Below are 24,254 nucleotides of genomic sequence, written 5' to 3' on the forward strand. Positions count from 1 at the left end.
CCGACGGCTCGGCCGCTACGGGATGGCGCCCTTGGCGGGGTCTCCCAGCGGCACGTTCTCGAGCACGCTCACCTCCGCCGGGCCGGTCACATGCCCGGCAAGCAGCGCGTTGAGCTCGCCGATCGGCGCGCCGGAGGAGTGCGCGGCCAGGTCGGCCCCGGTGGTCCACCGTTCGACCATGATCACTCGGGCGGCATCGTGGTGCAGGGCGTAGAGTTCGCAGCCGGCCTCCTCGTGTACCTTCGGCGCCACGATCGAGAACGCGTCGATGACGTCCTGGTTGTGCCCGTTGAGCGGGGTGATGACGGCGACGACGACAACTGGCATTGGTTCTCCTTCAGATCACGAAGCACTCACGGTACGCCGTTGAGTCGCCCAATCGCGGCAATGAGCAGCGATGCGTCCGCGAGCCGGTTAAACTAGGTTCATAATGGCTACTTTTGGAAACCTCTCAGATCGCCTCGCCGAGACGTTTAAAAATCTCCGCACCAAGGGCAAGCTCAGCGCGGCGGATGTCGACGGCACCGTGCGCGAAATCCGTCGCGCCCTCCTCGACGCCGACGTGGCGCTCGAGGTCGTCAAGGACTTCACCGGCAAGGTGCGCGAACGCGCCCTCGGTGACGAGGTCAGCAAAGCGCTGAACCCGGCCCAGCAGGTCGTGCAGATCGTCAACGAGGAACTCATCCAGATCCTCGGCGGCCAACAGCGCCGCCTCGAGTTCGCCAAGAAGCCGCCGACCATCATCATGCTGGCCGGGTTGCAGGGTGCCGGTAAGACCACCCTCGCCGGCAAGCTGGCGAAGTGGCTGGCCAAGGACGGCCACACGCCGATCCTCGTGGCCGCCGACCTGCAGCGCCCCAACGCCGTCACCCAGCTCGAGGTCGTCGCGGCCCAGGCGGGTGTCGCGGTGTACGCCCCCGAGCCCGGCAACGGCGTCGGCAATCCGGTCAAGGTGGCCCGCGACGGCGTGAAGTTCGCCCAGCAGAAGTTGCACGACGTGGTCATCGTCGACACGGCCGGGCGTCTGGGTGTGGACGCCGAGATGATGAAGCAGGCGGCGGACATCCGCAAGGCCATCGACCCCGACGAGGTGCTCTTCGTCATCGACGCCATGATCGGCCAGGACGCCGTGGTCACGGCCAGGGCGTTCCAGGACGGTGTCGATTTCACCGGTGTGGTGCTCTCCAAGCTGGATGGTGACGCCCGCGGTGGCGCGGCTCTGTCGGTCGCCTCCATCACCGGGCGCCCGATCATGTTCGCGTCGACCGGTGAAGGCCTGGACGACTTCGAACCTTTCCACCCCGACCGCATGGCCAGCCGCATCCTCGACCTCGGTGACATCCTCACCCTGATCGAGCAGGCGCAGGGCGCGTTCGATGAGGACGAAGCCCGCAAGATGGCGGAGAAGTTCTCCACCGACTCATTCACCCTCGACGACTTCCTCGGCCAGATGCAGCAACTTCGCAACATGGGCTCGATCAAGAAGATGATGGGCATGCTGCCCGGCGCCGGCGCCATGAAGCAGCAGCTGGACGACTTCGACGAGCGCGAGATCGTTCGTACCGAAGCCATCATCCAGTCGATGACCAAGGCGGAGCGGGTTACCCCGAAGCTGCTCAACGGCTCTCGTCGCCTGCGCATCGCGCGAGGCTCCGGCTCCAGCGTCACCGAGGTCAACCAGCTCGTGCAGCGCTTCGAGCAGGCCGCCAAGATGATGAAGACCGTCGCGAAGGGCGGCATGCCCAATATCCCCGGCATGGGCCCGATCCCCGGCGGCATGGGCGGCAAGCGCCCCCAGGTGCAGCAGAAGAAGAAAGGCTCGAAATCGGGCAACCCGGCCAAGCGGGCCGCGGAGAACGCCGCGATCGCCTCGGGTGAGAAGCTCGGCGGCGCACCCGCAGGCGGCTCCGGGTTCGGCCTCGGCGGGGGCGCCAAGGCGCCAGCGGGCGGGCCGACGCCCGAGGAGATGGCTGCCCTGCAGAAGATGCTGGGCCGGTAGTCCCGAGCCGCACAACGGCGCCATCGGTGCCGTGCCCGGTGCGGGCGGGGAATAGGATTCTGCAATGACCTCTCCCTCCGCCCGCCCGGTGCGCCTCGGCGTACAGATTGCCCCGCAGCACGCCGACTACACCTCCATTCGCGACACCGTCTCTGCAATCGAGGCCCTCGGCGTGGACATCGCCTTCAATTGGGACCACTTCTACCCGCTTAGTGGTGACCCGGAGGGGCAGCACTTCGAGTCGTGGACGCTGCTGGCCGCGTGGGCCGAGCAGACCAGCGTCATCGAGGTGGGCGCCCTGGTGAACTGCAGCAGCTACCGCAACGCCGACCTCCAGGCCGACATGGCCCGCACGATCGACCACATCAGCGGCGGCCGCTTCATCTTCGGCACCGGCTCCGGTTGGTTCGAGCGCGACTACGACGAGTACGGGTTCGATTTCGGTACCGCCGGCACCCGCCTGGACGCCCTGGCCGACGACCTGCCCAGGGTCGAGGCCCGCTGGGCCAAGCTCAACCCCGCACCCGTCCGGGACATCCCCGTGCTGATCGGCGGCGGTGGCGAGAAGAAGACCCTGCGCATCGTGGCGAAGCACGCCGACATCTGGCACTCGTTCTCGACACCGGACGTGCTTGTCCACAAGCTCGGGGTGCTCGGCACCTGGTGCGACACCGTGGGCCGCGACATCACCGAGATCGAGATCTCCACCGAGCTTCGCGGCAAGACCACCGAGGAGGCCGACGAACTCTACGAGCTCGGCACCACCCTGTTCACGCTGGGCATCTCCGGGCCCGCCCACGACCTCTCTCCGGTAGAAGACTGGCTCGCCTGGCGAGACGCCAAAAACGCCTGATCCGTCTACGCGAGAGCGGGGAAACGGTTGCTTCCCGGGTGGGAGGCAACAGTTACGCCGCTTTCGAGGGCTGGATTCAGGGGGTTGCGGGGAGCAGGCCCTCTCGGAGCTCGCGGGCAAGGGAGGCCACTACGGCGGGAAGGTCTCCGTCGTTCAAGGCCGCGACAGCCAGCTGTCGCTGATAGCTGGCGCCGTGGTCGAGGATCAGGTTCAGCTGTCGCAACTCCGGAAGGCAGCCCAGGCGCTCGGCGGTGGGGGAGAGCACCTCGACCAGGCGGCGCACCTCGTCGGTGACCATTCGTTCGGTGCCGGTGGAGTTCACGATGATCTCGGCCGCCAACCCGTAGCGGGCCGCCCGCCACTTGTTCTCCCGCACGAACCAGGGCTGCATGGTGGGCACCGGGCGCCCGTTGTCGATCTCGGTCGACATCCACTCGACCAGGCACTGGATGAATGCGGCGATCCCGCCGAGCTCCTCGACGGTGGAGACTCCGTCGCAGGCGCGCACCTCGATGGTGCCCCAGCGCGGGGAGGGGCGGATGTCCCACCGCACCTCGGTGGCGTCCTCGATGATCCCGGTGACCGTGAGGTCGTTGACGTAGTCTTCCCACGCCGACCAGTCCTCGAGCCGCCACGGCAGGCCGGCGGTGGGCAACTGCTGGAACATCTGCGCTCGATTGGAGGCGTATCCGGTGTTGACGCCCGCCCAGAACGGGCTCGATGCGCTCAACGCCTGCAGGTGCGGCACGAAGCTGAGCAGACCGTTGAGGATCGGGATGACCTTGTCGCGGTCCTCGATGCCCACGTGCACGTGGATGCCCCAGATCATCATGTTCCGGCCCCACCACTGGGTGCGGTCGATGAGCTTGTGGTAGCGCTCCTTGTCGGTGACCGTCTGGTCGAACCACTGGCCGAATGGGTGCGAGCCCGAGCAGATCGGGTCAACACCCCGCGGCTCGGTTATGGCGCGCACCTCGGCGGCCTGGTCGGCGACGTCCGCGACGGCGCCGGCCACGGTGTGGTGCACTCCGGAGACAAGCTCAACGGTGTTCAACAGGAGCTCCCCGGTGATGTGCGGGTGCGGGGAGCCATCCGGGCCGCGGAGGGCGTCGAGGACCTCGTCGGCGATCGAGACGAGGTCGCCGGTTTCACGATCGACCAGGGCGAGTTCCCACTCGATGCCGACCGTCGATCGCTCGGAGCGAGCGAACTCGATTCCCACGGTTTCGCGTCCCACAGTGCTGCCCTTCGTGCTTCGGTGTCCCGGAGGGGGGACGATCTGGCCCAATCCTGACAGCTAATCGGCTTCCGCGCCGCCCGGCGCGCGCGACGGGGTCATCACGCGACACGGTACTTCGGAACTCGATTATCACAAAGTGGGTGATGTCTGACACAATGATTAGTCGAGTTCTGTTGCGCCCGACCCTCTAATCCGGCGTAGCAAGAACCTTATTGAGCTTGTGCCGAGTGTGCCCCCACGCTCACGGCTGTCAGTTCGCCAAACATCTAAATCACAGGAGAATTGTGGCTGTCAAAATCCGTCTGAAGCGCATGGGCAAGATTCGTGCGCCGTACTACCGCATCGTTGTCGCCGACTCGCGCACCAAGCGTGATGGTCGTGTCATCGAAGAGATCGGCATCTACCACCCCACGCAGGAGCCTTCGGTCATCGAGGTCAAGTCCGAGCGTGCCCAGTACTGGCTCTCCGTCGGCGCCCAGCCGACCGAGCAGGTCGCGGCACTCCTCAAGCTGACCGGCGACTGGGGCATCTTCAAGGGCGACAAGAACGCCGTCTCCACCGTCAAGTTCAAGGAACCGAAGGCCGCCTTCGTCGCCGACGAGAAGAAGAAGCCGGTTCTCAAGCCCAAGGCCGAGAAGCCCGCGGACAAGGCCCCGACCGAAGAAGTTGCCGCTGAGGCAACCGAAGAGGACAAGGCGTAATTTTGCTCGCTCCCGCGCTTGAGCACCTCGTCAAGGGAATCGTTGATCACCCGGACGATGTGCACGTTGTAGCCCAGAACTCACCCCGTGGTGAGGTCCTCGAGGTTCGTGTGAACCCCGAGGACCTCGGCCGGGTGATCGGCCGCGCCGGTCGCACCGCCAAGGCGTTGCGTACTCTCGTGGCCGCTCTGGCCGATGGCAAGCGCGTGCGGGTCGACGTTGTCGACACCGACTTCTGAGCGGGCAGTGGACCAGCCCCTCATGAGCGACGACAGCATCACCCCGGCCACCCAATTACGGGTGGGGCGCCTCACCAAGGCTCACGGCCTCAAGGGCGCCATCAAGCTGGAGCTGTTCACGGACGACCCGGGACGACGTTTCGTCCCGGGCGCCGTGTTCACCCTCCAGGTGCCGACCAGCTCACCCTGGCACGGCAAGACCATCGAACTCGTCGAGCTGCGCTGGTACAACCAGCACGCCGTCGGGTTCTTCAAGGGAGTGCCGGACCGCGAGGCCGCCGAGACCCTGGCCAAGGCCATTCTCTGGATCGACCAGGACTCCGCCGAGCAGACGGACGAAGAAGACGCCTGGTACGACCACCAGCTGGTCGGCCTCGCCGTCGTGCGGGACGGCGTTCAGATCGGCACGCTCACGCGCCTCGAACACCTGCCCGCCCAGGACCTCCTCATTGTGAAGACCGCCAACGGCGAGGTGATGATCCCGTTCGTCAAGGCGATCGTCCCCTCGGTCGACGTGACGGCAGGCATCATCACGATCACCCCGCCACCCGGCCTGCTCGAAGAGCTCCCGGACGAGCCGGACACGGACGAAACGGACGCCGTCGAACCGGCAGCGGACCCCGAATCCCCGGAGCAGGCAGCGACGCCGACTCCCGACGGTCAGGGCGCATAGCCGCCCCTGACCCAGTTCACGGGGAGAGGCGCGCCGCGCCACACCTACTTCACGTTCGTTGACACGCGGCCGTTGAAGAGGAGTACCGCCGCATGTCCTACGTGAATCCGGACCACCTGATCGATGAACTCGTTCACTCGGGGGTCGTCAAGTCCAACCTCACCGCCCGACAGATGTTCCTGCGCGGCGCCCTGTCCGGGGCGATCCTCGGCGCGGCGACGTCACTGGCGCTCACCGCGGCCGCCCAGACCGGGCTGCCCATCGTGGGCGCCATCCTGTTCCCCGTCGGTTTCTGCGTGATCCTGATGCTGGGCCTCGAACTGGTCACGGGCAGCTTCGCGCTGATCCCGCTGGCGGTCCTCGAGGGCCGTACCACGGTCGCCAAGGCGCTCAAGAACTTCGCCATCGTCATCCCGGCGCACATCGTGGGCGCCGGCCTGTTCGCGGTGCTCTATGTGGGCGTGATCACCTACCTCGGTACCGACACGACCGACCCGGTGATCCAGGCGATCATCCATATGGCCGAGCACAAGGTCCTGCCCTACGAAGCCGTCGGCGCCGGCGGCATCCTGGTCGCCGTCATCAAGGCCATGCTGTGCAATTGGATGGTGGCGCTGGGCACGATCATGTTCTACACGTCGACCTCGGCTGCGGGCAAGATCGCCGGCATGTGGCTGCCCGTGCTCACCTTCTTCGGCCTGGGCCTGGAGCACGCCGTGGTGAACATGTTCGTCATCCCTGCGGGCATGCTGCTCGGGGCGGACATCAGCTTCGGCGACTGGTGGGGCTGGAACACCGGCCCGGTCCTGATCGGTAACTTCATGGGCGCCGTGCTGTTCACCGCCCTGCCCCTGTACTTCTCGCACCGCAACACGGTCAACCGCGACGCCGTGAGCCACGACGAGGCCGACGCGGCCCGTCCGACGGAACTCGCCGCCAGCCACTCGTAGACTTGCCGATATGCGCATCGACATCATCAGTATTTTTCCGGAATTCTTCGGTGTGCTGGACATCTCCCTCCTCGGCCGCGCCCGGCAGGCCGGCCTGATCGACCTCGCCGTGCACAACCTGCGCGACTTCACCCACGACCGGCACAGCACCGTCGACGACACCCCGTACGGCGGCGGCGCCGGCATGGTGATGAAGCCGGAGCCCTGGGGCGAGGCGCTGGACAGCATCCTTCCCGCGGCGCCGGAACCGGGCGTCATGCCAACGGGAGCCGGCACCGGCCCCGTGTTGATCTTCCCCTCACCCGCCGGCGAACAGTTCACCCAGGCCATGGCCAGGGAACTGGCAGCCGAGCCGCACCTGGTCTTCGGCTGCGGTCGCTACGAGGGAATCGACCAGCGCGTCGTGGACCACTTCGCCGGCCGGGGCCGCGTGCGGCTGGTGAGCCTGGGCGACTACGTCCTGAACGGGGGAGAGGTGGCCGTGATGGCCATGATCGAGGCCATCGGTCGGCTCATCCCCGGCGTGGTCGGCAACCCGGAGAGCCTCGTCGAGGAATCGCACGAGGATGGCCTGCTCGAGTACCCGAGCTACACCAAGCCCGCCAGCTGGCGCGGCCTCGACGTGCCGCCCGTTCTGCTCAGCGGCAACCACGGCGCGATCGCGACGTGGCGCCGTGAGAAGCAGCTCGAGCGCACCAGGGCGGTCCGGCCCGACCTCCTCCCGGCAGACATGGCCGATGCGGAGCTTCTGCCTCCAGCGAACTCCAAGGCTCGGCGGGGCTCGCGCGGGTAATCTGGGCACTGTGATTCTCCGCAGGGTCTTCTACTACTGGCAGTTCGTGGCCGTCGGCGTGCTGCCGCTCTGGCTGATGATCGCCGCGTCCATTTTCGGGACCTCCGCCTGGCAGGTGCTCGGCGCGGCGTTCGGGGCCATCGCCATCGGCTTCGGGTTGCTCGTCGTGGCCTCGCTGTTCCTGGCCCGCAAGGAGGTGCGCCTGGCCAAGGCCGTCTCCTGGGCCGACGTGGGCGTGCTCACGCTATGGCACCTGATGATCGTCCTCATGGGCGTCTTCTCGGTGACCGCGCCCTGGCTGTCGGTCCTGGTGGTCCTGGTCGGCATCGGCGCCTTCTGGTTCGCGGCCTGGGAACTCTACGCCGCCGCCCGCAAGCGCGTGCGGGAGGCCTTGGCGTACCTCGACGAGACGGCCCGTTACGGTACAGTTCCGGCCGGTGGGTCCCCGTTCCCGACGGTGTCGAACCCCGCTGCGAACCCGGCCGCATCGCGCTCCCAGCCGGCCAGCCCGGCATCCGCCGACCCGAGCGTGATCATCATCCAGGAGAAGCCCGGCGAACGCTGAGCACGCCCTGTTGGCGCGCCGCGGCATTTCGTGGCAGAATAAGCGTTTGTGCCGCGGCAAGTCTCTGCCACAGGGGAGCTGCATCGACATCGGCACGCACACACTCAATTGGTCGCCACCAGCTCACAGAACGTGAGCGGGCGGGGCGCCACTAAAACGTCCTCGACCTGTGGCGGGTACAGAGAGCGAATAACATGCATATTCTCGACCAGGTGGACGCAGCATCGCTGCGTTCAGACATCCCGGAGTTCCGCGCGGGCGACACCGTCAAGGTCCACGTCAACATCGTTGAAGGCGCACGCTCGCGTGTCCAGGTCTTCCAGGGCGTCGTCATCGGCCGCTCCGGCGAAGGCGTTCGCGAGACCTTCTGCGTCCGTAAGGTCAGCTTCCAGGTCGGCGTCGAGCGTACCTTCCCGGTGCACTCCCCGGTGATCGACCACATCGAGGTCGTCGTCCGCGGTGACGTGCGTCGCGCCAAGCTGTACTACCTGCGCGGTCTGCGCGGCAAGAAGGCCAAGATCAAGGAAAAGCGCGACTAACAGCGCCCGCCTCGAATCCGCTTCGGCTCGTGCCTGAGCGTCTTCGCAGCCCGCTGGATTTCCCCCTGAGCTCCTCCCCGCTAAACTGGGCGAGGAGCTCAGGCGGTTAAATGACAGACAACATTCTGCCCTCGCGATCGCATCGCCTGGAATCAGATTCGCCGCGCAAGAAGCGCGGCATCGCGATATTCATTCGCGACCTTCTCATCATCTTCGTGGTGGCATTGCTCATCTCGTTCCTGATCAAGACGTTCCTGGTGCGCTCGTTCTACATCCCGTCGGGGTCGATGGAGAACACCCTGCTGGTGCAGGACCGCATCATCGTCAACCAGCTCGAACCCGGCCTGGTGCCGGTGTCCCGGGGCGATGTCGTCGTCTTCCGGGACCCGGGCGGATGGCTGCCCCCGCAGGCGCCACTCGAGCAGAACCCCGTCGTCGCGGCCCTGGATTGGACCATGTCGGTGGTGGGCCTGTCCGCCCCGGACAGCAACGACCACCTCATCAAGCGGATCATCGGGCTGCCCGGTGACCACGTCGTGTGCTGCAACGCCCTCGGCCAGATGAGCGTCAACGACGTTCCGCTCAACGAGCCCTATGTGCTGTTGCCCGCCGGCCAGACCAGCGCCTCCAAGGACGCCTTCGACGTCGTGGTGCCCGAGGACTCCCTCTGGGTGATGGGCGACAACCGCTACGACTCGCTCGACTCCCGCTACCACCCGGACACTCCCGGGAAGGGTTTCGTGCCCATGGACAACGTCGTAGGCCGCGCCATGGTGATCAGCTGGCCGCTGAACCGCTTGAGTTGGCTCGGCGATTACCCGGACGTCTTCAGAGGGGTCGAAGAGGCCGAGAAGTGATGGAGCAGGGCCGAGAATGATGGCTGTCGTCGAACCCACCCTCGAGGTGGAACTCGCCATGCTCGCCGGCGGCGCCAGCTGCGTCATAGGCTGCGACGAAGTGGGCCGTGGCGCCCTCGCCGGCCCGGTCGCGGTGGGCGTGGCCGTGGTGACGGCGGCCGTGGGCGCATTCCCGGTCGGGCTGCGGGACTCGAAGCTGCTCAGCGAACCACGCCGGGAACTGCTCGCTCCGCTGGCCGCCGCCTGGGCGCAGCACAGCGCCGTCGGTCTGGCCTCCCCGCAGGAGGTGGACGCGGTGGGCATCATCGCCGCGTTGGGCCTGGCCGGCAAGCGCGCCCTGGCGCAGCTGCACAGCGCCGGCGTCGACATCCGGAACGCCGTGGTGCTGCTGGACGGCAACGACGACTGGCTGAACAAGGCACTGACCACTCCACTGGCCGTCGTTACCCGCATCAAGGCCGACCAGGATTGCGCGTCGGTTTCGGCGGCATCCGTCATCGCGAAGGTCCATCGGGACCGGCTCATGATCGAGGCCGACGTCAGCACGCCGGGCTACGGCTGGAAGGGCAACAAGGGTTACGGGAGCGCCGAGCACATGGCGGCCATCGGAACCCTCGGAGCCAGCGGGCAGCACCGTCTGAGCTGGCTCAAAATTTCGCCGTAGCTTCAGCGCGTAAGATTGACTCACCATGGAAGAAGACGAATTCGAGGACTACGACCGCGAGGTCGAGTTGGCCCTGTACCGCGAGTACCGAGACGTAGTTGGCCAGTTCCAGTACGTCGTCGAGACCGAACGCCGGTTCTACCTCGCGAACGAGGTCGAGCTGGTGCGGCGGGACACCGAGCACGACTTCTACTTCGAGCTGACGATGAAAGACGTCTGGGTGTGGGATGTCTACCGCTCCGACCGGTTCGTGAAGTCCGTGCGCGTGCTGACCTTCAAGGACGTGAACGTGGAGGAGCTCGCCTCCAAGGAGTTCGAGCTGCCTAAGGAACTCGCGCTCGACGAGTAGCCCGTGACGGTCCGGCGCCGGGCTGCTAGCGTGTCGGGATGACCGCAGGCCCGAACTCCGACCGTACCGCTGGCCAGTCCACGGTTGACGAGGCGCTCGAGCTCGCACCGCTGATCGACGGCCACAACGACTGGGCCTGGGAGTGCCGCGAGAACCGCGGCTACTCGGTGGAGGGCCTGGACGGTGCCCTCGACACGGACACCGACATCGACCGGTTGCGCGCCGGCCGGGTCGGTGGCCAATTCTGGTCGGTGTATGTGGCGGACACCCTGCCGGGTGCGGACGCCGTGCAGGGCACCCTGGAGCAGATCGACTGGGTGTACCGGCTCGCCGCGCGCTACCCGGAGACCTTCCAGATCGCCACCAGCGCCGCCGGGGTGGAGGCCGCCAGGGCCAGCGGGCGCATCGCGTCGCTGCTGGGCGCCGAGGGGGCGCACAGCCTCAACGACTCGCCCGCCGTGCTGCGGATGCTTGCCAGGCTCGGGGTGCGCTACCTCACCCTCACCCACGTGCACAACGCCAGCTGGGCCGACTCCGGCACAGACGAACCGGTGCACGGCGGCCTGAGCGACCGGGGGGTGGAGTACATCCGGGAACTCAACCGGCTGGGCATGCTCATCGACCTGTCCCACGTCTCCCCGGCCACCGCGCACGCCGCCCTGGACGTCACGACGGCCCCGGTCATCTTCAGCCACAGCTCCTGCGCCGCCGTCACGGCGCATCCGCGCAATGTGCCCGACGACGTCTTGCGGCGCCTGGCGACAAACGACGGGGTGCTGATGGTCACCTTCGTGCCGCAGTTCGTCTCGGCCGAGCACGCGGCCTGGTTCGACGGCGACCGGTCCGGGCCCGAACCCCGGGTCACCCTTGACCAGGTGGCCGACCACGTTGAGCACGCCCGCATCGTCGCCGGCGTGCGGCACATCGGCCTGGGCGGCGACTTCGACGGTACCGATGAGTTCCCCGACCAGCTCGAGGGCGTCGACGGATATCCCGCCCTGCTGGAAGAACTCGCCCGGCGCGGCTGGAGCGCCGCGGAACTGGCCGCCCTCGCCGGCGCTAACGTCCTGCGGGTGTTGCGGGCCACGGATGCCGCCTTCGCCGGGAACGATCCAACCCTCACCGCACTGCCGGTCTGACTGCATCCGATTGGTTATTTTCCGCCCGTGTCGAAGCGGAGGCTCCGGCGTAAAATCCGTCGTAAGTTCTCTTCTCGAAGGAGTGGATCGCAATGAAGCGTTCCGTTGCACTCATTCTGAGCGCAATAATGGGTGCCGTATTTCTCACCGCCGGCACGTCCGCCGCGACGGCCGCCCCGTACTGCGGGATCACCTGGGGGTCTTTAGCCGATGTCCAGAGAGTCGCATCCGAGGCGGCGGTCACCAACGTTCGTGCCGGCGAGCACGCGTGCTTCGATCGCCTCGTGATCGACGTTCGCGGCGACCTCGCTGGCTTCGATGTCGCCTACACCTCGGTGGTCATCAAGGACGGGTCGGGTATCCCCGTCCCGCTCCGCGGTGCCGCCGACCTGCAGGTCATCGCGTACGCCAACCCCTACGACAACAGTGGCACAACCTACGACCCCGCGAACGACAGCGAGGCAGTCAACGTCACCGGCTACGACACGTTCCGCCAGGTCGCCTATGCCAACGGCTGTGAAGGGCAGACCAGGTTCGGGCTCGGTGTTCGCGCCCGGCTGCCGTTCCGCACGTTCATCCTCGACGGCCCCGGGAACGGAAGCCGGCTCGTGGTGGGCGTCGCGCACCGGTGGTAGCCGATTCGGCACCGCCCTCGATCAGGAGCTCTGCGCAGTGGGGTGCGGCCCTCGTGACGGCGTGCGCGGCTCGCAGATGACGACCGGGATGTCCCTGGTCGTCCTGCGCTGGTAGGCGGCGTAACCGGGATACGCGCGCACGATCCTCGGCCAGAGTTCGGCCTTCTCGGCGGCGCTGGCCGTGCGAGCACGCATCGGGCGGGTGACGCCGCGCTCGGACAGCTCCACGTCGGGCTGGGCGACGAGGTTGAGGTACCAGGTCGGGTTGCGGTCGTCGCCGCCCTTCGACGCGACCAGGACCGCGCGGTCCTGGTCGTGGATCGGGGCGGTGAGCATGGTGGAACGCTGCACGCCGCTCTTCCGCCCAGTGGTATGCAACTCCACCACCGCCATCGGCCCCACCCGCCAGCCCACCCGACCGCGCGAGAGCGCCAGCACGGCCCGGTGCACACCGTTCATCACCCGCATCGACAGGTCGGTGACGCGGTTGCGGATCATGGGACCAGCCTACGACCGTGTCCGTTGCGCTCCGGGACGGTCGCTGCAGGGCCACTCCTCCACAGGGAGCCGAGCTCCTTCGCGCCGCACAGGATCGCTCTGCGGTCCCTCGCAGCAGTGCCCGCCGACGCACGCTGGTGGCGGAGGTGCTCATGGCGCTCAAGGACGAAGTGGGCCGACGCGGTGAAGACTGCGCGGCGGAATACCTGTTGGAGGCCGGTTACACGCTGGTGGAGCGCAACTGGCGCTGCGACCGTGGGGAGATCGATCTGATCGCGACTCGGAACGGCGACATCGTCTTCGTCGAGGTGAAGACCCGCTCCGGCATCGGGTACGGGCACCCGTTTGAGGCGATCACGGTGGCGAAACTGGCCCGGTTACGGCGTCTGGCCGGTACCTGGTGCCGCCAGTCCGGGCTGCGTGCCCGCCACATCCGCATTGACGCGATCGCCGTGATCAACCGGCCGGGCCGAGACCCCCTCATCGAACACCTCGAGGGTGTCCTCTGATGGGCCTGGCCCGCACCCACTCCGTCGCCCTGGTCGGACTGGCCGGTTCACTGGTCGAAGTGGAGGCTGACATTTCCAGCCAGCTGCCGGGGATGAAGCTGATCGGCCTGCCGGATGCGGCCCTGGCCGAGGCCGCTGAGCGAGTGCGAGCGGCGGCGAAGAATTCGGGCTGCGCCCTGAACGGGCACAAGCTCACCGTGAATCTTTCGCCCGCCGCCCTGCGGAAGCACGGCTCCGGGTTCGACCTCGCCATCGCAGTGGCCTGCCTTGCGGCGGACGATGTCATTCCCGCGGACTCCGTGGCGGGGGTCGTGCACATCGGCGAGCTTGCGCTCGACGGGCGGCTTCGGCCCACGCCGGGCATCCTTCCCGCGGTGATCGCCGCCGCCCGGGTCGGGCGGCGCACGGTGATGGTACCGACCGGCAACGCCGACGAGGCTGCCCTGGTGCCGGGCGTCCGGGTGATCGGGGTGGCCTCGCTTCGCGACGCCCTGATCTGGCACGGCGCGCCGCTGGAGCCCGTCGACGTCGACGTGCTCCGCGCACCGGCCGAGGACGAGCGGGTCGATGACACGCTCGACCTCCTCGACGTCATCGGAAATGACGAGGCGATCCTCGCGCTGCAGGTTGCGGCGGCCGGCGGCCACCACGTCTTCATGCTCGGCCCGCCCGGGGCCGGCAAGACCATGCTCGCCGCACGGCTACCCGGCCTGCTTCCCGACCTCGGCCCGGCCGCCTCCCTTGAGGTGAGTTCGCTGCGTTCGCTGAGCGGCCGCCCGGTCGGTCGGTCCCTGATCACCCGGCCGCCGCTGGAGGCACCGCACCACACCATCACGGCCGCCGCGATGGTCGGCGGCGGCACGGGGCAGATTCGGCCGGGTGCGGCGGCGCGGGCGTCGCACGGGGTGCTCTTCCTCGATGAGGCACCCGAGTTCAGCGCCGCCGTGCTCGACGCGCTCCGGCAGCCACTGGAATCCGGGCAGATCAGCATCCACCGGGCGAACGCCGTCGCCCACTTCCCGGCACGGTTCCAGCTGATCCTGGCGGCGAATCCCTGCCCGTGCGGCCAGTACGGCGCCGGGCGGGCCGGCCCCGGCGACCCGGAGTGCAGTTGTCCGCCGCAGGCGAGGCGACGCTACCTCGCCCGGCTGTCCGGTCCGTTGCTGGACCGCATCGACATCCAGCTCACCGTCAAGCGGGTGAGCATCGCCGAGCTGCGGCTGGCGGTCGACGGCGGCCGGCTCTCCAGCGCCGTCGCGCGCGAACGGGTTCTCGCGGCCAGGACCGCCGCCGCGAAGCGGCTCGCCGCCACGCCGTGGGCCCTCAACTCAGAGGTGCCGGGGCCGTGGCTGCGGGGCGTCGACACGCGGTTGGGCGGCCAGGTCACGGCGATGCTCGACCGGGCTCTGGAGCGCGGCGCGATCACCATGCGCGGGTACGACCGCATCTTGCGGGTGGCCTGGTCGATCGCCGACCTCGCCGGGGCGGCCCGGCCGGGACCGGACGAAGTGGGGCAGGCACTGTACCTGCGGAAGGGAATGACGTCATGACCGTGTTCGGGCTGGATGAAGCCGTGGTGCGGAATGCCACCGCGCCCGTGCGCCCGGATGTCGCTGGGGCCGCCCAGGATGATCCGGACGGACCCGAGAACCCGGGGGAGGTGTTCGCCCGCGCAGCCTGGACCAGCATCGCCGAACCGGGCGACGGGGTGGCCGGCGCGGTGGTGGGGATCCTCGGCGCCGCCAGGGCGCTGACTGCCGTGGTGGAGGCGTGGCCGGCCGAACGCCTCACCCGGAGCCTGGCGGCGACGGTCGACGAGAACGGGGCGGGTGATGCCGGGGGGCTGCGACTCGGCCTCGAACAGGCGCTGGCCCGCTGGCGGCCCCGGTTGTCCTCCGCCGAGGTGATCCGGTCGCTACGGCAGGCGCAGCGCACCGGCACCCGCTTGCTCCTGCCCGGCGACCCGCAGTGGCCGACCGGCGTGGACGACCTCGGTCAGCACGCCCCGCTCGCCCTGTGGTGGCGCGGCCGCACCGAGGCGCTCGACGCGCTGTGCCACTCGATAGCGCTCGTGGGCGCTCGCGCGGCGACCGGATACGGCGAACACGTGGCGATGGAAGCCGCCGCGGGGCTGGTCGACCGGGGGCTCGCCATCGTGTCTGGAGCGGCCTACGGCATCGACGGCATGGCACATCGATCCGCGTTGGCCAGCAAGGGCACCACCGTGGCGTTCCTGGCCGGGGGAGTCGACCGCTTCTATCCCAGCGGCCACGACGCCCTGCTCACCCGAATCGTGGAGGCCGGCGCCGTGCTGAGCGAGCTGCCCTGCGGCGCGGCGCCCACCAAATGGCGATTCTTGCAGCGCAACCGGTTGATTGCGGCGGTGAGCGGGGCCACGGTGGTGCTCGAAGCCGGCTGGCGCTCCGGGTCGCTGAACACCGCCGGGCACGCGGCAGCCCTTGGCCGACCGTTGGGCGCGGTGCCCGGACCCGTCACCTCGCCCACCTCCGCGGGCTGCCACCGGCTGCTGCGCGACTACGACGCCATCTGTGTGACCACGGCCGCCGAGATGGCGGAACTGATCGGGGTGGGGGTCGAGCTGAAACTCGACCTGACCGGCGCCGACGGTGCGGTGCCGCGAGAACGCACGAGCGAGCAGGTGCGGGTGTTCGACGCCTTGAGCGTGCGGGCGCCCCGGGTGCCGGCGGACATCGCCCGGCGCTCCGGACTGTCCACCGCCGCGGTGCTCGGCGCCCTGGGCACCCTGGACTTCGAGGGCTCCGCGCGGGAACGGGCCACGGGCTGGGTGCGCGTGACCTGACCGGGGCCGACTCATCGCGCAACTGTTCCCCATCCGGGCAATTGCACCCGGCGCACGGGGACCAGTTGTCCGGTGCGGTAACAGTTGCGGGCGACGGGGCCGGGGCGACGCGTCGGGGCGCCGTGGCGGGTGGGGTCGGTGGGTGGCCGTAGGGTGATTCGTGACGGCGTGACACCTGGCACGCCGGTACCGGAGCCCGCCGAGAGGGGTCAGTCATGACGGGAACTACACCGACCGCCGCGCAGAACACAGGCCTGCCGGCTCCAGCCGAGCAATGGGGCCAGTACCCGGCGGCCACCCACCTCCTCGCCCACCTCAGCGACACGCACTTCCTCGGCACGGCCGCAGACGGCAGCGGCCGTCTGCTCTACGACACCGTCGACACCGACAGCACCGTGCACCGCGCCATGGCGCAACTCGAGCGCTCCGGGCTCGGCATCGATGCGCTCGTGTTCACCGGCGATATCGCGGACCTCGGCGAACCGGATGCCTACCGTCGGGTGCGCGACATCGTCGAAGCCGCTGCCGACCGGATGGGTGCCACACTGGTCTGGGTGATGGGCAACCACGACGAGCGGGCCGCGTTCCGCACCGAACTGCTGCGCGTGGAGGCGAACGATGCTCCCGTCGACAGGGTCATCGACGTCAACGGGCTGCGGCTGATCTCTCTGGACACCAGCGTGCCCGGCTACCACCACGGTGAGGTCACCGCCGACCAGCTCGCGTGGCTGGCCGACGTGCTCACCGAGCCCGCGCCACACGGCTCGCTGCTCGCGCTGCACCACCCGCCGGTGCCGACGGCGCTGCCGTTGATGACCATCCTCGAACTTCGCGAGCAAGCCGCCCTGGCCGAGGTGCTCGCCGGCAGCGACGTGCGCGCGATCCTCGGCGGTCACCTGCACCACGCCACCACCGGCCTGTTCGCGGGTATCCCGGTGTCGGTCGCGGCCGCCACCTGCTACACGATCGACGCCGCGGCACCGCCGCGCAAACTCACCGGCGTCGGCGGCGGCCAGTCGATCAATCTGGTGCACGTCTACGCCGACCAGGTGGTCCACTCGAACGTGCCCCTGGGCTCCTTCGATGTCGTCACGCGCTTCCCCCCGGACTACCTCGACCAGATGGAGGCCCTCAGCCCCGCCGGCCGCGTCGAGGCATTCTCGCGGCACTCCGCCTAGCGGCCCCCACAGCCCAGGCACGTCCCCGAGTCGCTGCCCGACATCTGCCGCCCGTAAGGAGAAGCTGGACCCATGCACCTCGACCCGGCGATCGACGGCTACGCCCGCTACCTCAGCGCCGAACGCGGGTTCTCGGTGAACACCGTGCGCGCCTACTGCGCCGACCTCGCCGGCCTGGCCTCGTTCGCCGAAAGCAGGGGCGCGACCCAGGTGGAAGACCTCGGCCTGGAGCTGTTGCGCGACTGGTTGTGGACCGGAACCGAAGCGGGCCTTGCCCGGGCCACGATCGCGCGGCGCTCCGCCTCCGCCCGGGGGTTCACCGCCTGGCTGGCCCGGGAAGGTACCCTGCCCAGCGATCCGGCCGTGCGGCTCCGGTCGCCGAAAGCCGGCCGTACCCTGCCCCGGGTGATCAACCGCAGCCAGATGCAGGACCTGTTGGACCGGCTGGAGGCAGCCGCGCAGACGGGAGAGCCCGGCGCCGTGCGGAACCTGGCGATCATCGAACTGCTCTACGCGTCCGGGCTCCGGGTCTCCGAACTGGTCGGGCTGGACGTGGGCGACGTGGATCTCTCCCGGCTCACCCTGCGGGTCACGGGTAAGGGTGGCAAGGAACGCGTCGTTCCATTCGGGGTCCCCGCGCAGGCCGCCGTCGTGCGTTACCTCACGGTGGCGCGACCGGTCCTCTCGAAAGCGCCGACGGGCCCGGCGGATGCGCCCACCGCGCCAAGCGGAGCGGCACGCAACCCGACGGCCCTGTTCCTGGGCAGCTCCCGCAATCGACTGGGGGTGCGAGCCGTCTACCGCACGGTGGCGGCCCTCCTTCAAACCATGCCGGGCACCGGGCCGGCCGGGCCGCACGCCCTGAGGCACACCGCCGCCACGCATCTACTGGACGGGGGAGCGGACCTGCGCGCGGTGCAGGAGATGCTCGGGCACGCCAGCCTGGGTACTACTCAGATCTACACGCATGTGTCGGCCGAGCGGCTGCAGCAGAGTTACCGGCTCGCGCACCCGCGGGCCTGACCCGCCGCGCTCCGGGTCGGTGCGGCTCAGCCTGCCGGGCCCAGGGGGAGCAGCACCGCTCGGTCGACGCCGCCGAGGAAGAGCATCGGTGAGATGTACTGGCCGTGCCGGCGCACCCCGACATGCAGGCAATGGCCGGAGCAATGCGCCCCCGTTCCCACCACGCCCACCACCTGACCGGCACTCACCGGATCGCCCGCGGCCACCGAGGCGGTGACCGGTTCGAAACTCGACACCAGGTCGCCCGCGTGCTGGATGGACAGCACGGGCCGATCGACCACGACACCCGTGAACGACACCACCCCGTCTGCGGGCGCATGCACCGGGGCACCAGTTCCCACGACGATGTCGATGCCACGGTGCCCGGCGCCGTACGACGTCGCCGGTGCCTGGAAGGATCGCTGCAGCTCGTGAGAGGGCCCGACCGGCCATGTCCACTGCGCCGAGGGCGCCGTGCCCACTCGTGCCCCAGGACGTGGGCCCGCGGCCACCGGACCCGTGCTCGCCACCGGGCGGGCGGATGCGGTGGAGGCGGGCGGGGCGGCCACTGCGACCGGGGCCGCCGACACGGTTGGCGCCGCACGGGCAGGGGCCGCCCCGGGTGCCGTCGGAGTCGGCACCATCACCGTGAGGAGCACCAGCACGATGGCGCAGACCCGCGAAACACCGAGACGGTGACCGGGAAAACGTGAACTCCTCATGCGCCGATCCTCGGCGCATCCGGCCCCCGGCGCCGGCAGGGCAGCTGCCCGGTGTACAACGCCCGGCGTTGCCCCCTGTGCAGGACGGGCGCGTCAATGGGTCCCTGGAGCGGCGCGGGCACGGCGCCGGTGCGCGGCTGGCGCGCCACCCGCGTAGCGGCGCCTGACCCGCGTGAGCGTTCCCGGGGTCGGGCGGGTGCTAGAGTTCTCTGAGCAGCGCTTTGCGCGCTGACTACGCGTGCCCATTCGGCCACCACACCCACTCGGTCCTGACTTTTCACGAAGTCGGGCGGGATGTGCGCCGGGCACCAGGAGTAGTGGTCATCCGATCACGACACAAACCGATGGGCGTTTTCTGCTGTGCAGAAACGTCGGATAAGGAGTACGGCTCATGGCCGTCGTAACCATTCGCCAGCTGCTCGACAGCGGCGTGCACTTCGGGCACCAGACCCGCCGTTGGAACCCGAAGATGAAGCGATTCATCTTCACCGAGCGTTCCGGCATCTACATCATCGACCTGCAGCAGTCGCTCGGGTTCGTTGACAAGGCCTATGACTTCGTCAAGGAGACCGTCGCCCACGGCGGCACCATCCTTTTCGTCGGCACCAAGAAGCAGGCGCAGGAATCGATTTCGGAGCAGGCGACGCGTGTCGGCCAGCCCTACGTCAACCAGCGCTGGCTCGGTGGCCTCCTCACCAACTTCCAGACCGTTTCCAAGCGTCTGGCCCGCATGAAGGAGCTGGAAGAGCTCGACTTCGAGGACACCGCCAAGAGCGGCTTCACCAAGAAGGAAATGCTCATCAAGAAGCGCGAGCTCGTCAAGCTGCACAAGAGCCTCGGCGGAATCCGCAACCTGACCAAGACGCCGTCCGCGCTCTGGGTTGTCGACACCAACAAGGAGCACCTCGCCATCGACGAGGCGCGCAAGCTCGGCATCCCCGTCATCGCGATCCTCGACACCAACTGCGACCCCGATGACGTCCAGTACCCGATCCCGGGCAACGACGACGCCATCCGCTCCGTCGGCCTGCTCACCCGCATCATCGCGGACGCCGCAGCCGAGGGCCTTATCCAGCGTCACCAGAAGCCGGAAGAGGGCGCCGAAGTCGAGCCCCTCGCCGCTTGGGAAGCCGAGCTGCTCGCAGCTCCGGCCGAGACCACGCCCGAGCAGTCCTCCGCTGACACCGAGAAGGTCGCCGACGAAACCGTCGCCACCGAGCAGGTTGCAGAAGAGACGCCCGCCGCTGAGACCGAAGCCGCAACCGAAGAGGTTGCAGCCGACGCTCCCGTAGCCGACACCAAGTAAGGACTTCAGGGATGGCAAACTTCAACCTCGAATCCGTCAAGATCCTGCGCGAGCGCCTCGGCACCGGCATGGTCGACACCAAGAACGCACTCGTCGAAGCCGATGGCGACATCGAGCGCGCGGTCGAGATCCTGCGTCTCAAGGGTGCAAAGGGCAACGCCAAGCGCGCTGACCGTTCCACCTCTGAGGGCCTCGTCGCCGCCAAGGTGATCGGCAACACCGCGTACCTGCTGGAGCTCGCTTGCGAGACCGACTTCGTCGCCAAGGGCGAGAAATTCGGCGCTCTCTCCGAGAAGGTTCTGGACGCGGTCTCCGCTGCCGGTGCCACTACCGTCGCCGAGGCGCTTGCCGCTCCGGCCGCCGAACAGACCGTGGGTGAGCTCATCAACGGCGAAGCCGCGATCATCGGCGAGAAGTTCGAACTTCGCCGCGTCGCAGCCGTCACCGGTGAGAAGTTCGAGATCTACCTGCACAAGACCAGCAAGGACCTGCCCCCGCAGGTTGGTGTGGTCCTGGGCTACGCCGGTGAGGATGCCGCCACCGCTCGCAGCATCGCCCAGCACATCTCGTTCGCGAACCCGGAGTACCTGGCTCGTGAAGACGTCCCCGCGGAGGCCGTCGAGGCCGAGCGTCGCATCGTCACCGAGATCTCCGAGAACGAGGGCAAGCCGGCCGCCGCGCTGCCGAAGATCGTCGAAGGCCGCGTCAACGCGTACTTCAAGCAGGTCGCCCTTCTCGAGCAGGACTACGCCAAGGACAACAAGTTGACCGTGTCGAAAGTTCTCGCTGACGCGGGCGTGACCGTTTCCGGCTTCGCCCGGTTCAAGGTCGGCGCGTAACCAGCACCGTACGACAGACAGAAGGAGATCGGATCGCCTAGGCAATCCGGTCTCCTTCTTCTCTGCCCAGCGAGGCGCAGTACAGCCCGCCGGTGCTCAACCGGTAGTTTTAGAAACAGGAAACAACGGAAGGACGCTTACGGGCATGTCAGATACGGGTACGAAGCGCAGGGTCCTCCTCAAATTGTCGGGTGAAGCATTCGGGGCGGGAAGCCTCGGCGTCAACCCCGACGTCATCAGCAGCCTCGCCCGCGAGATCGCCGAAGCGGCCAAGACCGTTGAGATCGCCATCGTCGTCGGCGGCGGCAACTTCTTCCGCGGTGCCGAACTCTCCCAGCGCGGCATGGACCGTGGCCGCGCCGACTACATGGGTATGCTGGGCACCGTCATGAACGCGCTCGCCCTGCAGGACTTCCTCGAGCAGGCCGGCGCTGAGACTCGCGTGCAGTCCGCCATCGCCATGACCCAGGTCGCCGAACCGTACATCCCGCGTCGCGCCGAACGCCACCTCGAGAAGGGCCGCGTCGTCATCTTCGGCGCCGGCGCCGGTCTGCCCTACTTCTCCACCGACACCGTGGCTGCCCAACGCGCCCTCGAAATCGGCGCATCGGTCGTGCTCGTGGCCAAGAACGGCGTCGACGGGGTCTACTCCGACGACCCGCGCACCAACCCCGACGCACACAAGATCCAGAGCATCACCTACCAGGATGCGCTCCAGCGCGGACTCAAGGTCGTCGACTCGACGGCGTTCAGCCTGTGCATGGACAACAGCATGCCCATGCGGGTGTTCGGGATGGCTCCGCACGGCAACGTGACGGCCGCCATCCTCGGCGCCGAACTGGGAACCCTCGTCTCCAACTAGGATTATTGAAGCCACCGAAGAAGGAGTCACCGTGATTGCGGATGTCCTGTCCGATACCACTCAGCGCATGACCAAGGCGCTCGAGGCCGCGAAAGAAGACTTCGCCACCGTGCGAACGGGTCGCGCGAACCCGCAGATGTTCCAGAAGATCCTGGTCGATTACTACGGAACGCCCACCCCGCTGGGTCAGCTCGCGTCGCTGCAGAACCAGGAAGCCCGCACGCTCCTGATCACCCCGTACGACAAGAGCGCCCTGCGCGACATCGAGAACGCCATCCGGGACACGCCGAACCTCGGCGCCAACCTCGGCAACGACGGCATCGTCATCCGGGCGTCGCTGCCCGAGCTGACCAACGACCGGCGCAAGGAATACGTCAAGATCGTCAAGACCAAGGGTGAGGACGCGAAGATTTCCGTGCGCAACCTTCGCCGCAAGGCCAAGGACGAGCTCGACGCGCTCAAGAGCGAGGTCGGCGACGACGACGTGGCCCGCGCCGAGAAGGAACTCGAGCAGATCACCAAGACGCACATCGACGGTATCGACGAGGCACTCAAGCGCAAGGAAGCCGAACTCCTCGCCATCTAGGGGAGACCAGCACATGACCGACGATTCAGGGCCCACCAAGCCGCCTCCCCGCGGGCGGGGCGCGACCCGCGCAGAATTCCGGGCGCAGGTGCAGTCCACCAAGGCTGACATCGAACGTCAGATGCAGGCCACCAAGGCACAGCTGGATGCCACCAACGAACGTATCGAGGCGCGCACCGGTCGCAACCTGATCCTGGCGACCCTCATCGGGCTGGTGCTCGGCGGGTCGATGCTGGCGAGCCTGATTTTCTACAAAGAACTGTTCATGATCGTCGCGTTCGTGATCGTGGGGTTCACGGCGTTCGAACTGGCCGAGGCTTTGCGCCGCGGCGGCCGGAACGTGCCCCGGATTCCGGTGCTCGTGTCGGCCGTGGCCGTGGTGCCCTCCGCGTTCTACTGGGACGCCGGCGGGCAGTGGCTCGCCACCCTGGGCGGGATCGCCCTGATCACCCTGTGGCGACTGATGATGCAGGCCTTCCCCCGCCATCGGACGCCGCGCAGAGTGGTGCTCGCCGATCTCGGCGGCGGCTTTCTCATCCAGGTCTATGTGGTGTTCCTGGCCAGTTTCGCCGTTCTGCTGGTCACCCAGGACGGCGGCCAGTGGTGGGCGCTGGCGTTCCTGCTGCTGGTGATCTCGGCCGACACCGCCGCGTACGCGGCCGGCCTGTCGTTCGGCAAGCACCGGATGGTGCCCTCCATCAGCCCCAAGAAGACCTGGGAGGGGTTTGCCGGCGCGTTCATCGTGTGCATGGCCGTCGGCGTCCTGCTGGCGATCTTCATGCTGGGGGAGCCGTGGTGGTTCGGTCCGATCTTCGGCACAGTGATTCTCATCACGGCGACGTTCGGTGACCTTGCGGAATCGCTGATCAAACGGGACCTCGGCATCAAGGACATGAGCTCCTGGTTGCCGGGACACGGCGGATTCCTGGACCGCCTCGATTCGATCCTGCCGTCGGCGGCTGCGGCCTACGCCCTCTATCTGATCTTCGCCTGAGCCCTCGGGTTTCGACACGGCGGCGCTCGTGAGGCAGAATAAGGCGGTGAGCACTACGTTTCCGCGGACCAATAAGAAGACTCTCGGCTACAACCTGAAGCAGGTGGAAGAGTTTCTCGAGTCGACCCGCCAGGCGTACGACCAAAACGACGCGGCCGCCCAACTGAGCGCAGCGGACATCCGGCACACCGCCTTCGCCATGGCGAAGGGCGGCTACTCGCCCGTTCATGTCGACGCCGCCCTCGAGCGCCTCGAAGACGCCTTCGCCGCGAGGGAACGCGACCGCGCTGCCAAGGCGCACGGCGAGCAGGCCTGGATCGACCAGGCCCGCAGCACCGCCCAGGTGCTCATCAACCGCCTCGGCCGCCCCGCCGGGCACAGGTTCGATCGCACCAGCTTCCTGACCACCGGATACCACCGCGGCGATGTCGACCGGTTCTCGGCCAAGCTCGTGAAGTATTTCCAGGATGGGCACCCGGTGACCGTGGACGACGTGCGCACCATCGTGTTCCGGCCGCAGCGGGGCGGCTACCGCGAAGCCCAGGTCGACCTCGTGCTCGACAGCGTGGTAGACGTGATGCTCGCCGTCCGGTGAGAACTGCGTGTCGTTATCGGTTTGTGACCCGTCATCTCCGATAGGGTCGAAGAATCGTGGGTAGACATGTGAACACTTCCGCGCCTGTCAGGGGCGCATCCTCGGCGACCGGCCTCGCCGCACGCCCGTACCGCGCGGCCGCGCGC

The 24,254-nt window shown here is 68.1% G+C and carries 29 protein-coding genes; 25 read left to right on the top strand and 4 right to left on the bottom strand.

All coding sequences use genetic code 11. The features are described 5' to 3' along the window. Positions 1 to 15: 15 nt before the first annotated feature. Positions 16 to 327: an antibiotic biosynthesis monooxygenase gene (locus tag JWP54_RS07635; RefSeq protein WP_297369779.1), complete on the bottom strand. Its 312-nt coding sequence runs from the start codon at positions 325 to 327 to the stop codon at positions 16 to 18. A gap of 103 nt (positions 328 to 430) precedes the next feature. Between JWP54_RS07635 and ffh the strand changes: the two genes are divergently transcribed. Together ffh and JWP54_RS07645 are read left to right on the top strand one after the other, a co-directional pair. Then, a complete protein-coding gene (gene ffh, locus JWP54_RS07640; RefSeq protein ID WP_297369782.1) occupies positions 431 to 1,999 on the top strand; it encodes a signal recognition particle protein in 1,569 nt (522 codons plus the stop codon). A 64-nt stretch (positions 2,000 to 2,063) separates the two neighbouring features. Next, entirely contained in the window at positions 2,064 to 2,852 is a 789-nt protein-coding gene (locus JWP54_RS07645; RefSeq protein WP_297369784.1) for an LLM class F420-dependent oxidoreductase, read from the top strand. Between the two features lie 76 nt (positions 2,853 to 2,928). On the opposite strand, the gene JWP54_RS07650 is transcribed toward JWP54_RS07645, so the two are convergent. Next, the gene (locus JWP54_RS07650) at positions 2,929 to 4,074 is read right to left on the bottom strand and encodes a glutamate--cysteine ligase (RefSeq protein WP_297369904.1); all 1,146 of its coding nucleotides are present in this window, start codon (positions 4,072 to 4,074) and stop codon (positions 2,929 to 2,931) included. Between the two features lie 302 nt (positions 4,075 to 4,376). Here JWP54_RS07650 and rpsP point away from each other — a divergent pair, with 302 nt between their 5' ends. The 12 genes from rpsP to JWP54_RS07710 all read left to right on the top strand — a co-directional run bounded on the left by rpsP (position 4,377) and on the right by JWP54_RS07710 (position 12,196). Continuing rightward, positions 4,377 to 4,793, top strand: coding sequence for a 30S ribosomal protein S16 (gene rpsP / locus JWP54_RS07655; protein ID WP_297369787.1), 417 nt, complete (start codon positions 4,377 to 4,379; stop codon positions 4,791 to 4,793). Positions 4,794 to 4,795: 2 nt separating this feature from the next. After that, positions 4,796 to 5,032, top strand: coding sequence for an RNA-binding protein (locus JWP54_RS07660; protein ID WP_066596208.1), 237 nt, complete (start codon positions 4,796 to 4,798; stop codon positions 5,030 to 5,032). Positions 5,033 to 5,054: 22 nt separating this feature from the next. After that, complete coding sequence (gene rimM, locus JWP54_RS07665) at positions 5,055 to 5,705, top strand: ribosome maturation factor RimM (protein WP_297369796.1); 651 nt, start codon at positions 5,055 to 5,057, stop codon at positions 5,703 to 5,705. 92 nt (positions 5,706 to 5,797) lie between these two features. Further along, positions 5,798 to 6,655 carry a formate/nitrite transporter family protein gene (locus JWP54_RS07670; protein WP_297369800.1) on the top strand — a complete coding sequence of 286 codons (858 nt, stop codon included), beginning with the start codon at positions 5,798 to 5,800 and terminating at the stop codon, positions 6,653 to 6,655. A 10-nt stretch (positions 6,656 to 6,665) separates the two neighbouring features. After that, the gene (gene trmD, locus JWP54_RS07675; RefSeq protein ID WP_297369803.1) at positions 6,666 to 7,448 is read left to right on the top strand and encodes a tRNA (guanosine(37)-N1)-methyltransferase TrmD; all 783 of its coding nucleotides are present in this window, start codon (positions 6,666 to 6,668) and stop codon (positions 7,446 to 7,448) included. Positions 7,449 to 7,458: 10 nt separating this feature from the next. Then, positions 7,459 to 8,013 (top strand): MFS transporter, encoded by a 555-nt coding sequence (locus JWP54_RS07680; RefSeq protein WP_297369806.1) that lies wholly within the window; start codon positions 7,459 to 7,461, stop codon positions 8,011 to 8,013. 194 nt (positions 8,014 to 8,207) lie between these two features. Continuing rightward, positions 8,208 to 8,552, top strand: a complete 345-nt coding sequence (gene rplS / locus JWP54_RS07685) for a 50S ribosomal protein L19 (protein ID WP_220604071.1) — start codon at positions 8,208 to 8,210, stop codon at positions 8,550 to 8,552. A 110-nt stretch (positions 8,553 to 8,662) separates the two neighbouring features. Further along, positions 8,663 to 9,409, top strand: coding sequence for a signal peptidase I (gene lepB / locus JWP54_RS07690; protein ID WP_297369811.1), 747 nt, complete (start codon positions 8,663 to 8,665; stop codon positions 9,407 to 9,409). A 19-nt stretch (positions 9,410 to 9,428) separates the two neighbouring features. Continuing rightward, positions 9,429 to 10,073: a ribonuclease HII gene (locus tag JWP54_RS07695; RefSeq protein ID WP_297369907.1), complete on the top strand. Its 645-nt coding sequence runs from the start codon at positions 9,429 to 9,431 to the stop codon at positions 10,071 to 10,073. A gap of 25 nt (positions 10,074 to 10,098) precedes the next feature. Continuing rightward, on the top strand, positions 10,099 to 10,422 hold the full coding sequence (locus JWP54_RS07700) for a DUF2469 family protein (protein WP_066596196.1): 324 nt from the start codon (positions 10,099 to 10,101) through the stop codon (positions 10,420 to 10,422). A gap of 38 nt (positions 10,423 to 10,460) precedes the next feature. Continuing rightward, positions 10,461 to 11,561, top strand: a complete 1,101-nt coding sequence (locus JWP54_RS07705) for a dipeptidase (protein ID WP_297369844.1) — start codon at positions 10,461 to 10,463, stop codon at positions 11,559 to 11,561. A gap of 92 nt (positions 11,562 to 11,653) precedes the next feature. Continuing rightward, positions 11,654 to 12,196, top strand: coding sequence for a hypothetical protein (locus JWP54_RS07710; protein WP_297369847.1), 543 nt, complete (start codon positions 11,654 to 11,656; stop codon positions 12,194 to 12,196). A 21-nt stretch (positions 12,197 to 12,217) separates the two neighbouring features. Here the strand turns inward: JWP54_RS07710 and JWP54_RS07715 are convergent, their stop codons facing one another. Further along, positions 12,218 to 12,694, bottom strand: coding sequence for a nitroreductase/quinone reductase family protein (locus JWP54_RS07715; protein WP_297369850.1), 477 nt, complete (start codon positions 12,692 to 12,694; stop codon positions 12,218 to 12,220). Positions 12,695 to 12,846: 152 nt separating this feature from the next. Here JWP54_RS07715 and JWP54_RS07720 point away from each other — a divergent pair, with 152 nt between their 5' ends. From JWP54_RS07720 to JWP54_RS07740, 5 genes are all read left to right on the top strand, one after another. Then, complete coding sequence (locus tag JWP54_RS07720; protein WP_297369853.1) at positions 12,847 to 13,203, top strand: YraN family protein; 357 nt, start codon at positions 12,847 to 12,849, stop codon at positions 13,201 to 13,203. Further along, positions 13,203 to 14,753 carry a YifB family Mg chelatase-like AAA ATPase gene (locus tag JWP54_RS07725; RefSeq protein ID WP_297369856.1) on the top strand — a complete coding sequence of 517 codons (1,551 nt, stop codon included), beginning with the start codon at positions 13,203 to 13,205 and terminating at the stop codon, positions 14,751 to 14,753. The genes JWP54_RS07720 and JWP54_RS07725 overlap by 1 nt, the downstream gene beginning before the upstream one ends. After that, the gene (dprA, locus tag JWP54_RS07730) at positions 14,750 to 16,024 is read left to right on the top strand and encodes a DNA-processing protein DprA (RefSeq protein WP_297369859.1); all 1,275 of its coding nucleotides are present in this window, start codon (positions 14,750 to 14,752) and stop codon (positions 16,022 to 16,024) included. The genes JWP54_RS07725 and dprA overlap by 4 nt, the downstream gene beginning before the upstream one ends. Positions 16,025 to 16,239: 215 nt before the next feature. Further along, positions 16,240 to 17,202, top strand: a complete 963-nt coding sequence (locus tag JWP54_RS07735; RefSeq protein ID WP_297369862.1) for a metallophosphoesterase — start codon at positions 16,240 to 16,242, stop codon at positions 17,200 to 17,202. Positions 17,203 to 17,274: 72 nt separating this feature from the next. Then, positions 17,275 to 18,225: a tyrosine recombinase XerC gene (locus JWP54_RS07740; RefSeq protein ID WP_297369865.1), complete on the top strand. Its 951-nt coding sequence runs from the start codon at positions 17,275 to 17,277 to the stop codon at positions 18,223 to 18,225. 26 nt (positions 18,226 to 18,251) lie between these two features. Here the strand turns inward: JWP54_RS07740 and JWP54_RS07745 are convergent, their stop codons facing one another. Then, positions 18,252 to 18,926: a M23 family metallopeptidase gene (locus tag JWP54_RS07745; protein ID WP_297369868.1), complete on the bottom strand. Its 675-nt coding sequence runs from the start codon at positions 18,924 to 18,926 to the stop codon at positions 18,252 to 18,254. Between the two features lie 391 nt (positions 18,927 to 19,317). Here JWP54_RS07745 and rpsB point away from each other — a divergent pair, with 391 nt between their 5' ends. The 6 genes from rpsB (at position 19,318) to JWP54_RS07775 (ending at position 24,108) form a co-directional block, all read left to right on the top strand. Then, complete coding sequence (rpsB, locus tag JWP54_RS07750) at positions 19,318 to 20,232, top strand: 30S ribosomal protein S2 (protein ID WP_297369871.1); 915 nt, start codon at positions 19,318 to 19,320, stop codon at positions 20,230 to 20,232. An 11-nt stretch (positions 20,233 to 20,243) separates the two neighbouring features. Beyond that, the gene (gene tsf, locus JWP54_RS07755; RefSeq protein ID WP_297369874.1) at positions 20,244 to 21,071 is read left to right on the top strand and encodes a translation elongation factor Ts; all 828 of its coding nucleotides are present in this window, start codon (positions 20,244 to 20,246) and stop codon (positions 21,069 to 21,071) included. A 145-nt stretch (positions 21,072 to 21,216) separates the two neighbouring features. Continuing rightward, a complete protein-coding gene (pyrH, locus tag JWP54_RS07760; protein ID WP_297369877.1) occupies positions 21,217 to 21,933 on the top strand; it encodes a UMP kinase in 717 nt (238 codons plus the stop codon). Between the two features lie 31 nt (positions 21,934 to 21,964). After that, on the top strand, positions 21,965 to 22,519 hold the full coding sequence (frr, locus tag JWP54_RS07765; RefSeq protein ID WP_297369880.1) for a ribosome recycling factor: 555 nt from the start codon (positions 21,965 to 21,967) through the stop codon (positions 22,517 to 22,519). Positions 22,520 to 22,532: 13 nt separating this feature from the next. Then, positions 22,533 to 23,513 (top strand): phosphatidate cytidylyltransferase, encoded by a 981-nt coding sequence (locus tag JWP54_RS07770; RefSeq protein ID WP_297369882.1) that lies wholly within the window; start codon positions 22,533 to 22,535, stop codon positions 23,511 to 23,513. Positions 23,514 to 23,559: 46 nt separating this feature from the next. Continuing rightward, positions 23,560 to 24,108: a DivIVA domain-containing protein gene (locus JWP54_RS07775; protein ID WP_297369886.1), complete on the top strand. Its 549-nt coding sequence runs from the start codon at positions 23,560 to 23,562 to the stop codon at positions 24,106 to 24,108. Positions 24,109 to 24,254: the final 146 nt, after the last annotated feature.

The sequence above is a fragment of the Cryobacterium sp. genome (assembly GCF_025463825.1).
GTDB lineage: Bacteria > Actinomycetota > Actinomycetes > Actinomycetales > Microbacteriaceae > Cryobacterium.

Coding starts and splice junctions, on each gene's coding strand:
- JWP54_RS07635 (WP_297369779.1), bottom strand. CDS start 327: ATGCCAGTTGTCGTCGTCGCCGTCATCACCCCGCTCAACGGGCACAAC.
- ffh (WP_297369782.1), top strand. CDS start 431: ATGGCTACTTTTGGAAACCTCTCAGATCGCCTCGCCGAGACGTTTAAA.
- JWP54_RS07645 (WP_297369784.1), top strand. CDS start 2,064: ATGACCTCTCCCTCCGCCCGCCCGGTGCGCCTCGGCGTACAGATTGCC.
- rimM (WP_297369796.1), top strand. CDS start 5,055: ATGAGCGACGACAGCATCACCCCGGCCACCCAATTACGGGTGGGGCGC.
- JWP54_RS07670 (WP_297369800.1), top strand. CDS start 5,798: ATGTCCTACGTGAATCCGGACCACCTGATCGATGAACTCGTTCACTCG.
- trmD (WP_297369803.1), top strand. CDS start 6,666: ATGCGCATCGACATCATCAGTATTTTTCCGGAATTCTTCGGTGTGCTG.
- rplS (WP_220604071.1), top strand. CDS start 8,208: ATGCATATTCTCGACCAGGTGGACGCAGCATCGCTGCGTTCAGACATC.
- lepB (WP_297369811.1), top strand. CDS start 8,663: ATGACAGACAACATTCTGCCCTCGCGATCGCATCGCCTGGAATCAGAT.
- JWP54_RS07695 (WP_297369907.1), top strand. CDS start 9,429: ATGGCTGTCGTCGAACCCACCCTCGAGGTGGAACTCGCCATGCTCGCC.
- JWP54_RS07700 (WP_066596196.1), top strand. CDS start 10,099: ATGGAAGAAGACGAATTCGAGGACTACGACCGCGAGGTCGAGTTGGCC.
- JWP54_RS07705 (WP_297369844.1), top strand. CDS start 10,461: ATGACCGCAGGCCCGAACTCCGACCGTACCGCTGGCCAGTCCACGGTT.
- JWP54_RS07710 (WP_297369847.1), top strand. CDS start 11,654: ATGAAGCGTTCCGTTGCACTCATTCTGAGCGCAATAATGGGTGCCGTA.
- JWP54_RS07715 (WP_297369850.1), bottom strand. CDS start 12,694: ATGATCCGCAACCGCGTCACCGACCTGTCGATGCGGGTGATGAACGGT.
- JWP54_RS07720 (WP_297369853.1), top strand. CDS start 12,847: ATGGCGCTCAAGGACGAAGTGGGCCGACGCGGTGAAGACTGCGCGGCG.
- JWP54_RS07725 (WP_297369856.1), top strand. CDS start 13,203: ATGGGCCTGGCCCGCACCCACTCCGTCGCCCTGGTCGGACTGGCCGGT.
- dprA (WP_297369859.1), top strand. CDS start 14,750: ATGACCGTGTTCGGGCTGGATGAAGCCGTGGTGCGGAATGCCACCGCG.
- JWP54_RS07735 (WP_297369862.1), top strand. CDS start 16,240: ATGACGGGAACTACACCGACCGCCGCGCAGAACACAGGCCTGCCGGCT.
- JWP54_RS07740 (WP_297369865.1), top strand. CDS start 17,275: ATGCACCTCGACCCGGCGATCGACGGCTACGCCCGCTACCTCAGCGCC.
- JWP54_RS07745 (WP_297369868.1), bottom strand. CDS start 18,926: ATGAGGAGTTCACGTTTTCCCGGTCACCGTCTCGGTGTTTCGCGGGTC.
- rpsB (WP_297369871.1), top strand. CDS start 19,318: ATGGCCGTCGTAACCATTCGCCAGCTGCTCGACAGCGGCGTGCACTTC.
- tsf (WP_297369874.1), top strand. CDS start 20,244: ATGGCAAACTTCAACCTCGAATCCGTCAAGATCCTGCGCGAGCGCCTC.
- pyrH (WP_297369877.1), top strand. CDS start 21,217: ATGTCAGATACGGGTACGAAGCGCAGGGTCCTCCTCAAATTGTCGGGT.
- JWP54_RS07770 (WP_297369882.1), top strand. CDS start 22,533: ATGACCGACGATTCAGGGCCCACCAAGCCGCCTCCCCGCGGGCGGGGC.